This window comes from Pseudomonas defluvii (assembly GCF_001695625.1).
In the GTDB taxonomy this organism is placed as follows: Bacteria; Pseudomonadota; Gammaproteobacteria; order Pseudomonadales; family Pseudomonadaceae; genus Aquipseudomonas; species Aquipseudomonas defluvii.
Window position 1 is genome coordinate 1 of sequence record NZ_MBPN01000003.1, and the last position, 12,132, is coordinate 12,132.

Here is a 12,132-nt window from a genome sequence, read left to right on the forward strand (position 1 = left end):
CCGGCTGCATGGTCCAGCGGCTTGAGCAGGGTGAAGGTATACGCACCGGCGCTGGTGAGGCTGAAGGTGAACACGTCGACCACACCGGCTTTAGCCGTGAGGGTGTTGCCCACGACGCTGTACACCAGTGCCACGCCGCCCGAGCTCAGTGCCGGCAAGCCGCTGGTGTCACTCGACAAGCCATAGCTCAGCGGCGTATCGGCACCAGACTGGAAGATGCCGGTCACGCTGCCACTGGCGGTGGTCGCCTCGCCAGCAACGTCGCCGGTTCCGCCGGGGATGCCGTTGGTCAGGCCGTCTTCGTCAACGGTGCCCGTGACAGGGGTGCCGGTTGCCGTTGGCGTGTCGTCGTCAACGGTGATAACCAGTTTTTCAGCGGCGGCGGTGACGGTGTCGCCATCCTTGTCGGTGGCTTGCAGCAAGCTACCCAGGTTGATGGTGATATCGTTTTCGTCATTGCCGGCTGCATGGTCCAGCGGTTTGAGCAGGGTGAAGGTGTACGCACCGGCGCTGGTGAGGCTGAAGGTGAACACGTCCACCACACCGGCCTTGGCCGTGAGGGTATTACCCACGACGCTGTACACCAGGGCGACGCCGCCGGAAGTCAGCGCAGGCAAGCCGCTGGTGTCACTCGACAAGCCATAGCTCAGCGGCGTATCGGCGCCGGACTGGAAGATGCCGGTCACGCTGCCACTGGCGGTGGTCGCCTCGCCAGCAACGTCGCCGGTCCCACCGGGGATGCCGTTGGTCAGGCCGTCTTCATCGACGGTGCCAGTCGCTGCGGTGCCGGTTGCCGTTGGCCCATCGTCCTCGAAGATGATCTTGGAGCCGATTTCAGCGGTTGAAGTCACCGCTTGGCTCAGTGTGAAACCACCGATATCGAAATCGGCGTGGTTATTGCCCTTGGCATCGACGGCTGCACCGTTCTCGATGAGTACACGGTTGTGATTCAGCGTTGTGGTGTATTCAATCTTGTAGCCGGCCTTGATGCCAGTGATGGTGGCAACGCCACCTGTAAAACTGATGGTAATGCTCGGATCATCCACTGATCCGTTTGAGTTCTCGATTACCGCCCCGGTACTCTTGTTGATGATGCGAACATTAGTGATTGCAACCGATGCATCACCTGCGTACCCGTTGACGAAGTTCACACCAGGTTCAGCCGCCGTGTTGAACGCGCTGATTTTTACGACGGCACTCTTGCCGCTCTGTAGCTGAACGACGTCGAAGCTGGCAGCCTTTGCATTGAACATGTTGGTGAAGTCGATGTTGGATTCGACATCTGCTTCGTTCTGGTCAAGGTTGGGAATGGTCACATTCTGCCTGGCACCCGTGACGAACGTAAAACGGATGCCCTCTTGTTCCACAATCATCTGATTGTTGGTGCCAAAGGTGGTTGGACCACCCGCCTGACTGGTATTGATCGTGTCACCGGTGGTTATGTTGACGCCGCTTGACTGGTCCGCGGGGTCCTTTCCGGTCGCGATGATGGTGGGGTCTGTGATCCGCAAGACACCGCCATCGTTGACCACTGTCGGGTTCGCCGTGGTGAACATGAGGAAGAGGTTCTGGCCGGAGGGCGCATTGGCCAGGCTGAATGTCAGATCCTGACTGGCGCCGACGAAAACAATATTCGTGAGATCGATCGGGTCGTCAGGGTTGCTGGCGTCTGGATTCTTGAACGGTTCGTACTGCACGGTCCAGATTTTGCCGCCGGTGACCGGCGATCCGGTTTCTTGAATATAGGCAGCGAACACGATCTCACCGGCTGGGCCACCGGCGCGGCCCAGAACGATGTTGTTGTTGGTCTCATCCGTATAGAGAAGGATGTTGGTGCCATTGAGGGTATCCAGTCCGCTGTCCAAGCCATTGAGCGCCGCGCCAAGACTGTCGGTGAAGCTCACATCGGTAATGTTTGCTCCGGGCGTCGGGGTGATGGTGAACGCATCACTGCCGGTGTTGCCAGCAGCCCCGGTATAGCCACTCAAGGCAGCCCCCGTCGCGGTACCTGCCCCAAGTGTTGTCAAGCGTGCCGAGAAGATCGACGGCAGGGAGGCCACCAGAATGTCATTGTCGTTAGCATCTTCTGCAGGGCTTGGAGTGGCTGTGCTGTTCTGCAACCCGGCTGTTTCGTCCAGCGTCACATTCGCACCGGTCGCCACGATGCTCGGGCCGCTGTCCGTAAACGAGGTTGTCGCTACGGCGTCGTCGCCGGTACCGAACACACCATCGCGGCCCGCAGCGCTGGCGGTGAGCAGAAACCTGGCATCTGCCGAGTCGTCGGGGTTTACGTACCACGAGGTGGTGACGCTGCCATTGACCTGGCCGTCGAGATCGCCGGTACCACCGTCGGTCACATACCAGGGGTCGTGCCCCTCGCCAGTATCGGTGTTGAGTACATCGTCAGGCGTGCCCCACACGCTGTCTGCGCCAGCGTCGGTGACATGATCCACCTCGAGCTTCACGGTACTGCCGGCGGCGAATCCGCTGGCCGTGATGATGGCTGTGCTGCCAGGAGCGTAGTCTTTCAGGTCGGTGGTGACCGTCGGAGCAGTCAGGGCGGCAGGATTGCTCAGGAATGTAAACGTCGTGCTGTCGCTCGCTTTGAAACCTTGAGTGAAGGGCGAAAGATCTGCACCGGTGTAACCGGCTATGTCGTTCTTCAGGGATGAGCTTTTTTTGTAAATAGTCATGACTTTCTCCAGACAGTTTTCAGTCTTCAAGACCTGACCGCAGCCCCTTTCTGCTACATGCCACCACTATGTAAAAGCGCCAGTGATTGCGCATTGGCCGATACTCCTAGGCGCGCTGGGAGTTTCGGACTACTTGGGGAAGGGGAAACGGGATAACGCACAGGGATGGCGGTCGCGCGGCGCTGACTGCCCGTTCAGGTGGTCGAGTGCGTTCTTCTGGCACGGTAGAGCGTTGATCAACTGTCCATGCACGAACAGTTGATCAACAGGCTGTCGCCACGCAGGCACGAGTCGGTGGCATTGTTTTAAATCTAAGTATCTGAAAATAAACAGAATTAATCTGTTGGCACGGATCCTGTTAAGTAGCTTGAAAGCGCACCTGAGAGTGGTGCGAAGCTGAGTAGACAGGAGCAGCCCAGTGCCACGTGAAATGCAGTTGAGCATCGTTGAGATGAGCGGTCTGGGCCTTCCAGGAGTGGCCTATGAAGGTCCATGAGCTGAACACCCGGCCGCTTGATGTGGTGCCGGACTTTGCCCTGTCGGCGCTGCGTCGCTGGGCCAGGGAAAAGCCGTTGCAGATCGCCCTGCGTCACCGTCGCCAAGGCACTTGGAAGGCGTGGCGCTGGATCGATGTGTTGCGTGAAGTCGAACGGTGCGCTGCCGGCCTGCGTCAGCAGGGCTTTGTGCCTGAAGCACGGCTGGTGTTGTGCGGTGCGATTGAGCCGTCCCTGCTGATCCTGGCAATCGCGGCCCACAGCCTGGGTGGATACAGCGCAGTCATCAGCCCGCAGAGCCGTGGCGAGGTGTTGCAGCGGCAGTTGCGTCTGCTACGACCGGATTTTGCCTTCGTGCAGCGCCGCGAGACCGTTGCTCACTGGCGTCTGGCCGGGCTTGACCCGCTGGCGCCACTGCGACTGTTCTGCGCCCAGGTCAGCACTGCACCGCAGGGCGCGTTTCAGGTATTGCCCTTGGCGACGCTGTTTAGCGGTGAGCCGTTGTATCACGCTCGACAAGGGTGGGCTCGGGCCGCGCATGATGAGGTGGTCTGGGTTGATGAAGGCACGGAGTGGGCCCAGGGCCTGGCTCATGTGCTAAGCCGCTGGCTGGAACGTGGCGAAGGTTTTGCCTTTCCGGAAACCCGTGAAACGGCGAGCCGCGACCGCCGTGAAATCGCCCCGACTGCACTGCTGTTGTCTGCTCAGCGTGCACAGACACTGGCTGAGGAAATCGAGGCACGGCTGGCACCTCAAGGCAGTTGGCGCCGCCGCCTGTGCGACTGGACCCTGGCGGATCCGCGGCGTGGCTTGCGTCGCTGGATCAAGTCGCGGGTGCGCCATTTGCTCGGTTTCCAGCGAGTGGCCCACATTGAACACCCGGCCAATGCCGAGCGTGCGCCTGGCCGGCTGTTGTGGCTGCACGAGGACCTGGAGCGTGTCGCATGAGTACGCTTCTTGAAGTCCGCAACATCTCCCTGTCATTCAAAGGCGTGAAGGCCATCAACGACCTGTCGTTCGCCGTGCACCGTGGCGAAATCTGCGCGTTGATCGGCCCCAACGGCGCGGGCAAGAGCTCGCTGTTGAACATCCTCAACGGTGTCTACCGTGCCGATGCCGGCGAGCTGGTGTTCGATGCCGAGCGCCTGCAGCGCCCGCATCCCCTGACGGCAGCGCGCCTGGGCATCGGCCGCACATTCCAGAACAACGCGCTGTTCAAGAACATGAGCGTGCTGGACAACCTGCTCACCGGCCTGTCGCGTTTCCAGCGCAGCTTTTTTCTCGAGCAGGCGCTGGGCTTGCCACGGGCCCGGCGCGAGGCGCGGGTGTTCGCCGAACGTGCCGAGCAGGTGTTGGAGTTCCTGGAGTTGCAGCCCTGGCGCGACGTTGCGGTGGGCAGCCTGGCATATGGCCTGCAAAAGCGCGTCGAGCTGGGCCGCGCCCTGATCGCCCAGCCAACGCTATTACTGCTCGACGAACCCATGGCCGGCATGAATGCCGAGGAAAAACAGGAAATGAGCCGCTTCATTGCCGACATCAACCGCGACCTGGGCACCACAGTGATTCTGATTGAGCATGACATCAAGGTGGTCATGGACCTCTGCGCCCACGTCGTGGTGCTCGACTACGGGCGCAAAGTCGGTGATGGCACGCCCGCTGAAGTGCAGGCCAATCCTGACGTAATCGCTGCCTACCTGGGGACCGTGCACTGATGAATTTCTTCTTGGAAACCCTGATCGGTGGCTTGCTCGCCGGCACCATGTACTCGCTGGTAGCGATCGGTTTTGTGCTGATCTACAAGGCCAGTGGCGTGTTCAACTTCGCCCAGGGCGCAATGCTGCTGTTTGCTGCGTTGACCTTTGTCAGCCTGCACGAGCAGGGCGTGCCCTTCGTGCTGGCGCTGGCCCTGACCCTGGTAGTGATGATCATCGGCGCGCTGCTGATCGAACGCCTGGTGCTGCGGCCATTGGTCAACCGCTCGCAGATCACCCTGTTCATGGCCACCCTCGGCCTGTCCTTCATCGTCGAAGGGCTGGCGCAAGGGCTGATGGGCGCCCAGGTACGGGCGCTGGACCTGGGCATCGAGGATATCCCGTTGTTCGTGGGCGAGGTCATGATCAGCCAGTTCGACCTGGTTGCTGCCGCGGTTGCCGCAGTACTGGTCGCGCTGCTGGCGTTGCTGTTCAACCGCACGCGAATCGGTATAGCCCTGCGTGCGGTGGCGGACGATACCCGCGCGGCCTTGTCCATTGGCATCAACCTCAACCTCAACCGCATCTGGCAGATTGTCTGGGCCGTGGCCGGGATGGTCGGGCTGGTGGCCGGCTTGTTGTGGGGGGCGCGTCAGGGTGTGCAGTTCTCGCTGTCTCTGGTGGTGCTCAAGGCCTTGCCGGTACTGATCATCGGCGGTTTCACCTCGATTGGCGGAGCCATCGTCGGCGGGCTGATTGTCGGTGCTGCCGAGAACCTCGCCGAGGCCTATATCGGCCCGCTGATTGGCGGTGGCATCACCCCTTGGTTCGCCTACTTCCTCGCCCTGGTATTCCTCTATATCCGCCCGGCCGGCCTGTTTGGCGACCGTGCCATCGAACGAGTGTGATCATATGACCACGACTACTGCGCGCCTCACCGCCAGCTTTGATGATGCGCCCCTGACCCTGGTACGTCGGCGCTGGCCCCTGGGCCTGGCGCTCCTGCTGCTGGTGGCCTTCGTGGCCTTGCCGCTGCTGGGCGATGACTACTGGCTCAATGCAATCCTGATCCCGTTCCTGGTGCTGTCGCTGGCCGGCCTGGGCTTGAACCTGCTGACCGGCTACACCGGCCAGACGTCGGTCGGCGCTGCGGGTTTCATGGCGGTCGGCGCCTTTGCCACCTATGGCCTGTTGCTGCGAGTGCCGGGTATCCCGCTGCCGTTGGCGTTGGTGGGCGGCGGGTTGATTGCCGCGTTCCTCGGCATGCTGTTCGGTATCCCCAGCGCAAGAATCAAGGGCTTCTACCTGATGGTCACCACACTTGCCGCACAGTTTTTCATTGAGTGGGTGTTTGCCAAGTTTCCCTGGTTCTACAACTATGCGTCGTCCGGCACCATCAGTGCGCCGCGCCTGGAACTGTTCGGCTACAGCCTGGCCTCACCGGTCGGCCGCTACCTGCTGACCTTGAGCTGTGTGGTGCTACTGACCTGGGTTGCGGTAAACCTGGTGCGCAGCCAGATCGGCCGCAACTGGATGGCGATCCGGGACATGGACACGGCCGCGGCAGTGATCGGCATCCCGGTGGACCGCTACAAGCGTCTGGCGTTTGCGGTCAGTTCGTTCTACCTGGGCATTGCCGGTGCGCTCTGGGCGTTCGCCTACCTGGGGACGGCCAGCGCCGGCAGCTTTGATATCAACCGCTCGTTCCAGATCCTGTTCATCATCATTATCGGCGGCATGGGCAGCATTGCTGGCAACTTCGTCGGTGCCGCGTTCATCAGCCTGATGCCGATCTTTCTCAACCACGCCGGGCAGTGGTTGTTCAGCGGCAATGTCGATGCCGGTCAGTTGCAGAACCTGCAGAAAATCATCTTTGGCACGCTGATCATCGTGTTCCTGATCAAGGAACCGGAAGGGCTGGTACGCCTGTTCGGCAACCTGCGCGACCGGCTCCGGACCTGGCCACTGCGTTTCTAGCGCGATCAAGATTTCCATGCACCTTGACCCGACCACGGGAGGGGACGAACCACACTCCATCTCAAAGAAGTGAACGACATGCGTAACCCCCTCCAGCGTACCCTCATCAGCGCCTTGTTTGCGCTTGGCTTCCAGTCCCTGCTGCCCGCGGTGGCGCAGGCCGCCAGCAATGAACAGTTTGTGCCCATGGCCACCTACCGGGTCGGCGCCTATGCCTCCAGTGGCATCCCGTGGTGGGCTGGCGAGATTGACTATTTTCGCTACATCAACGAAGTCGAGGGCGGCATCAATGGCGTCAAGCTGGTCTGGCAGGAGTGCGAGACCGAGTGGAGCGTTGATCGCATCGTCGAGTGCTACGAGCGCTACAAGGGTGGCTTGAACGGCGCACCGACCGCGTTTTTCTTCACCCACAGTACGCCGGGCTCGTATGCGTTGATGGAGAAGGGGGCGGCTGACCGGATCCCGCTGATCGATGGTGCGGGCGGGCGTACCGAGTCCACCGACGGCAGCGTGTTCCCCTACGCGTTCCCGCTGTTGCTCAATTACTACGGCCAGGCGTCGGTGGGTATCAACTACATCGCCCAGCGCGAAGGCGGGTTCGACAAACTCAAGGGCAAGAAGATCGTGACCGTGTACCACGACTCTGCCTATGGCCGCGAAACCCAGGCGCCGATGGCGTTGCTGGCGCAGAAGTACGGCTTTGAAAACATCCAGATCCCGGTGGCCGATCCGGGTAACGAACAGTCCGCGCAGTGGCGCCAGGTGCGCCAGATCAAGCCGGACTGGGTGTTTCTGCGTACCTGGGGCGTATCCACGCCGGTCGGTATCAAGACCGCAGCACGCTTTGGCATTGCGGTCGATCGCATCATCGGTGACGTCTGGGCCGGTTCCGAGGCTGACGTGATTCCGGCCGGCACCGCGGCCAAGGGCTACCAGGCGCTGGCACCGTTCCCCGGTGGCGCGGAGTTCGAGATTCACAAACGCCTCAAGCAGTACATCCTCGACACCGGCAAGAGCGATCTCAAGGACCCCGCCTACTTCGGCAAGGTGTACTACAACGTCGGCTTGATCAACGCGGCCATCGCGGTAGAGGCGATACGCGCCGGGCAGAAAAAATTCGGCAACCGCCCACTCAATGGTGAAGAGGGGCGCTGGGGCCTGGAGCACCTGAACCTCGACGATGCACGCCTCAAGGAGATCGGGTTTCTGGGCCTCATGCAGCCGCTCAAACTGTCGTGTGATGACCATGAGGGCGGCGGTGCAGCCAAGGTACAGCAGTGGGACGGCAAGCAGTGGAACCTGATCACCGACTGGGTTCAGGCCGACCGTACGACCTTGCGCCCGCTGATCGATGCCAAGTCTGCCGAGTACGCCAAAGAAAAAGGTGTTCAAGCACGCGATTGCGCGGCTGAGCAGTAAGTGATGCCTGCCCTGCGTACCGCGATCCTGAACGGTGCGCCCTGAGCTTAGTAGAAGGTGCGTATAGATGAATACAGTAACCCGTCCTGCTGTCGAGCGTGCCGAGCTGCTCGCGGTCGAGGACATCGAAGTGGTCTATGACGGCGCCATCCTCGCGGTTGTCGGCGTTTCCCTGCGGATCGAGGAGGGCGGTATTGTCGCCCTGCTGGGGGCCAACGGTGCAGGTAAAAGCACCACGCTCAAGGCTATTTCCGGCCTGGTCCAGGCCGATCGCGCGCGGGTTACCCGCGGCCAGATCCGCTTTCGCGGGCAGGACACCGCAGGCGTCGCGGCCAATGTGCTGGCACGCCAGGGCATTGTCCATGTGCTGGAGGGGCGTCATGTGTTTGCCCATCTCACCATCGAGGAAAACCTGCGCAGTGGCGGCTTTTTGCGCAACCCCTCCAGGCGTGAGCTGGAGCAGGACCTGGAGCGGATCTACACCTGGTTTCCGCGGTTGAAGACCAAGCGCAAGACCCAGGCGGGGCTGACCTCGGGCGGCGAACAGCAGATGCTGGCCATTGGGCGTGCGCTGATGACCCGGCCCTCCCTGGTGTTGCTTGATGAACCGTCCATGGGCCTGGCACCGATCATCGTCGAGGAAATTTTCGACATCGTTGCCCAGCTCAATGCTCAGGAAGGCGTGAGCTTTCTGGTGGCCGAGCAGAACATCAATGTTGCGCTGCGTCACGCCAGTTATGCCTACATTCTGGAGAACGGCCGGGTGGTGGGTGAGGGCGCCGCCAGTGAGTTGGCCGACCGCGAAGACATCCAGCATTTCTACCTCGGTGGCAAGGCCGACTGAGGCACGTCAGGCACTCGTTTTCCTCCTCTCCCGATGGGTGCCTGTGCGCCCATCGGTGCGGTTTCCTACCGTACCCCCGCACCTGATCTCTACTTTTCCAGCCTACATACAACATGACTGTCCGCCTGCGAATTCGCCTGCGGTGGATGGCGTTCGGCTGTGCCTGACGGCATTCGGGTGTCAACCTTCGAATGTGCTGTGTGGCACGCAACACTGATCGGTCAGTTTGCCCGTTGGTAAAATTCCTGTTTCTCAGGTTTGTATTTTAAGTTGTTGATATATAACGATTAATTAATTGGCATGGTTGTTGAAATAGTTGAGTGAACAGCGCCTGCACGGGCGTTACATACGCAACTACTAGGACCTTGCCATGCGTTTTGGAAACAACCATCGAACAGCCCTTTCATTGACCCTTGCCCTGGCCAGCCCGGCCTTTGCCGCCAGCGAAGAAAGCGAAGGCTTCCTTGAGGGCACGCAGGTACATGTGCTCAACCGCAACTACTTCTTCAGCCAGGACTACCGCAACGGCGATTTCGCCCGCAACCCCAATACCGGTGAACGGCAGAGCCAGCACCGCGAATGGGGGCATGGCGTGATTGCCGATGTGCAATCCGGTTTCACTCAGGGGACGGTCGGCTTTGGCCTGGATGTGCAGGGCGTATTGGGCCTCAAGCTCGATGGTGGTAATGGTGTGGTTGGCAACGGTGTGGGGGTGCCTGGTATCGTTTCGCGCTCCGGTGCCAACTTCGATGGCGAACCCAAGGATGATTACAGCAAGGTCGGTGCGGCGCTGAAGGTGCGGGCCTTCGACACCGAAGTGCGCTACGGCGATGTGCGCCCAACTAGCCCGGTACTCTATGCCAGCGATATCCGCCTGTTGCCCCAGACCTTGCGCGGCCTGGTGTTTCGTAACACCTCCGTGGAGGGCCTGACCTTGCAGGGCGGCAAGCTTGAGTCGAGCAGCGATCGCAACGCCAGCAACCACCGTGGCGACCTCGGCACGGTATACGCGGGGCGCTTCAAGGGCGCCAACGATGTGATCTATCTGGGCGGTGACTATGTGTTCAACGACCAACTGAGCTTCAAGTTGCACACCAGCCGACTTGACGACATCTGGAACCAGTCCTTTGCCCGCTTCGATTTTGTGCAGCCGATCAACGAGGCCCTGAGCGTCAACACCGGCCTGAACTACTACCGCACCCGCGACAGCGGCAAGGCGTTGGCCGGCAAGATCGACAACGACTCCTGGAGCGCGCATGCCGGGCTGGGTTATGGCGCTCATGCCTTCAAGTTGAGCTACACGCGGATCGACGGTGACACGCCGTTCGACTATGTCTGGAACACCTACGATCTTGAACTGGATGCCGCATCCCAGATATCGGACTTCAACAACCCCAACGAGCGTGCCTGGGAGGCGCGTTATGACTACAACTTCGTTGGCCTCGGTGTGCCCGGCCTCACCCTGACCACGCGTTACGTGCGCGGTACCGACATCGATGGCAGCCGCGCCGGGGGGGCCTACAGCTACTACAGCGGCATCAAGGATGGCAGCCACTGGGAGCGCAACGTCTGGATCAAGTATGTGGTGCAGAGCGGGCCAGCCAAGGACCTCTCATTCAACCTGATGCAGGCCACGCACCGTGTCGGCGGCGATCACGTGGCCGAGTCCAACGTTGACGAAGTGCGTTTCATCGTCGAGTACCCGCTGGATTTCCGCTTGTAAGCCTGTGCTGTAGCCCTCTCTTACCTGTACCGCATGGAGTAGTCACGCATGACCGATAGACTGCATACCCGCCTGCCCGAGCAGGCCGTTTCAGCGCCTCGGCGTCCGGCACATATTATTCGTAGTGATGCCGAAGCCATTGAGGTGGCCCAGCGCCTGGCCCAGGATTTTGCCCAAGAAGCCGTTGCGCGTGATCGCGAGCGACGTCTGCCCTGGGCGGAACTGGACCGCTTTTCCGAGAGTGGCCTGTGGGCCATTACCGTTCCCAAGGTCCATGGTGGTGCTGGCGTGTCTTACGCCACGCTGACCGAGGTCGTGGCAACTGTTTCAGCGGCGGACTCCTCGTTGGGGCAGTTGCCGCAGAATCACTACGGTGTCATCAACAACCTGCTGTTGACCGGGAGCGAGGCACAGCAACATCACTATTTTGCCAAGGTGCTTGCCGGCTATCGGTTCGGCAATGCCTTCTCCGAAGCCAAGAGCAAAACCGTCACTGCGTTCGAAACACGCATTCATTTTGAGGGCGACACCGCGGTGCTGGAGGGCGAGAAGTTCTACTGCACCGGCGCGCTGTTCGCTCACATTGTCCCGACGGCGGCTGTGGATGAGCAGAACCGGCCGTTCATTGCGTTTGTGCCACGGGACGCGCAAGGGCTGAGCATTGTCGATAACTGGGATGGCTTTGGGCAGCGCACCACCGCCAGTGGCAAGGCATTGATCGACCGCGTACGCGTGCCGCTCGGCGCCGTGATTCCGGCCTGGAAAGCCTATGACCGACCCACCGCCGATGGGCCGGTTTCGCAGATCATTCAGGCTGCGGTGGACACCGGCATTGCCCGAGGCGCGTTTGCCGAAACCCTGCGCGTGGCGCGAGAGGCGCGCCCGTGGGTCGACAGTGGTTTGCAGCACGGATGGCAAGACCCGCTGAGCCAGGCTGCGATTGGCGACCTGGCCTGGCGCCTGCACGCTGCCGAAGCGATCCTCCAGGCGTCCGCCCAAGCCGTGGACCTTGCGCTTGCGGAGCCTACCGAAGCAAGCGTCGCCCACGCCTCGGTGGTTGTCGGCCAGGCCAAAGTCCTGTCTACCGAGATCGCCCTGTTGGCGTCGACCCGGTTGCTGGAGCTGGGAGGCACGCGCAGTGTGTCTGCCAGCCAGGGGCTGGACCGTTTCTGGCGTAACGCGCGCACGCATACGCTGCACGATCCGGTGCGCTGGAAATACCACCTGATCGGCAACCAGCGCCTGAACGGCGTCAATCCACAACGTCATTCCTGGAACTGAGGACCTGCTT

The 12,132-nt window shown here is 61.1% G+C and carries 9 protein-coding genes; 8 read left to right on the forward strand and 1 reads right to left on the reverse strand.

Annotation, left to right across the window (positions count from 1 at the left end; genetic code table 11):
• Window positions 1-2,693 (reverse strand): T1SS-143 repeat domain-containing protein (locus EKA13_RS01115; protein ID WP_483826439.1); only part of this gene is annotated, 2,693 nt, incomplete at its 3' end.
• 482 nt (window positions 2,694-3,175) lie between these two features.
• On the opposite strand from EKA13_RS01115, the gene EKA13_RS01120 reads away from it, so the two are divergent.
• The 8 genes from EKA13_RS01120 to EKA13_RS01155 all read left to right on the forward strand — a co-directional run bounded on the left by EKA13_RS01120 (window position 3,176) and on the right by EKA13_RS01155 (window position 12,122).
• Complete coding sequence (locus tag EKA13_RS01120) at window positions 3,176-4,135, forward strand: AMP-binding protein (RefSeq protein ID WP_065757700.1); 960 nt, start codon at window positions 3,176-3,178, stop codon at window positions 4,133-4,135.
• Complete coding sequence (locus EKA13_RS01125) at window positions 4,132-4,899, forward strand: ABC transporter ATP-binding protein (RefSeq protein ID WP_065757701.1); 768 nt, start codon at window positions 4,132-4,134, stop codon at window positions 4,897-4,899. The genes EKA13_RS01120 and EKA13_RS01125 overlap by 4 nt, the downstream gene beginning before the upstream one ends.
• On the forward strand, window positions 4,899-5,786 hold the full coding sequence (locus EKA13_RS01130) for a branched-chain amino acid ABC transporter permease (RefSeq protein WP_065757702.1): 888 nt from the start codon (window positions 4,899-4,901) through the stop codon (window positions 5,784-5,786). The genes EKA13_RS01125 and EKA13_RS01130 overlap by 1 nt, the downstream gene beginning before the upstream one ends.
• Before the next feature lie 4 nt (window positions 5,787-5,790).
• Window positions 5,791-6,855, forward strand: coding sequence for a branched-chain amino acid ABC transporter permease (locus EKA13_RS01135; RefSeq protein ID WP_065757703.1), 1,065 nt, complete (start codon window positions 5,791-5,793; stop codon window positions 6,853-6,855).
• A 78-nt stretch (window positions 6,856-6,933) separates the two neighbouring features.
• Window positions 6,934-8,274 (forward strand): ABC transporter substrate-binding protein, encoded by a 1,341-nt coding sequence (locus tag EKA13_RS01140; protein WP_065757704.1) that lies wholly within the window; start codon window positions 6,934-6,936, stop codon window positions 8,272-8,274.
• 67 nt (window positions 8,275-8,341) lie between these two features.
• Window positions 8,342-9,118: an ABC transporter ATP-binding protein gene (locus EKA13_RS01145; RefSeq protein WP_065757705.1), complete on the forward strand. Its 777-nt coding sequence runs from the start codon at window positions 8,342-8,344 to the stop codon at window positions 9,116-9,118.
• 370 nt (window positions 9,119-9,488) lie between these two features.
• Window positions 9,489-10,841 carry an OprD family porin gene (locus EKA13_RS01150; protein ID WP_065757706.1) on the forward strand — a complete coding sequence of 451 codons (1,353 nt, stop codon included), beginning with the start codon at window positions 9,489-9,491 and terminating at the stop codon, window positions 10,839-10,841.
• 48 nt (window positions 10,842-10,889) lie between these two features.
• Window positions 10,890-12,122, forward strand: a complete 1,233-nt coding sequence (locus EKA13_RS01155) for an SfnB family sulfur acquisition oxidoreductase (RefSeq protein ID WP_065757707.1) — start codon at window positions 10,890-10,892, stop codon at window positions 12,120-12,122.
• The last annotated feature ends 10 nt before the right edge of the window (window positions 12,123-12,132 follow it).

Excerpts from the sequence above, each read along its gene's own strand:
- EKA13_RS01135 (WP_065757703.1), top strand. The coding sequence starts at position 5,791 with ATGACCACGACTACTGCGCGCCTCACCGCCAGCTTTGATGATGCGCCC.
- EKA13_RS01125 (WP_065757701.1), top strand. The coding sequence starts at position 4,132 with ATGAGTACGCTTCTTGAAGTCCGCAACATCTCCCTGTCATTCAAAGGC.
- EKA13_RS01145 (WP_065757705.1), top strand. The coding sequence starts at position 8,342 with ATGAATACAGTAACCCGTCCTGCTGTCGAGCGTGCCGAGCTGCTCGCG.
- EKA13_RS01120 (WP_065757700.1), top strand. The coding sequence starts at position 3,176 with ATGAAGGTCCATGAGCTGAACACCCGGCCGCTTGATGTGGTGCCGGAC.
- EKA13_RS01150 (WP_065757706.1), top strand. The coding sequence starts at position 9,489 with ATGCGTTTTGGAAACAACCATCGAACAGCCCTTTCATTGACCCTTGCC.
- EKA13_RS01130 (WP_065757702.1), top strand. The coding sequence starts at position 4,899 with ATGAATTTCTTCTTGGAAACCCTGATCGGTGGCTTGCTCGCCGGCACC.
- EKA13_RS01155 (WP_065757707.1), top strand. The coding sequence starts at position 10,890 with ATGACCGATAGACTGCATACCCGCCTGCCCGAGCAGGCCGTTTCAGCG.
- EKA13_RS01140 (WP_065757704.1), top strand. The coding sequence starts at position 6,934 with ATGCGTAACCCCCTCCAGCGTACCCTCATCAGCGCCTTGTTTGCGCTT.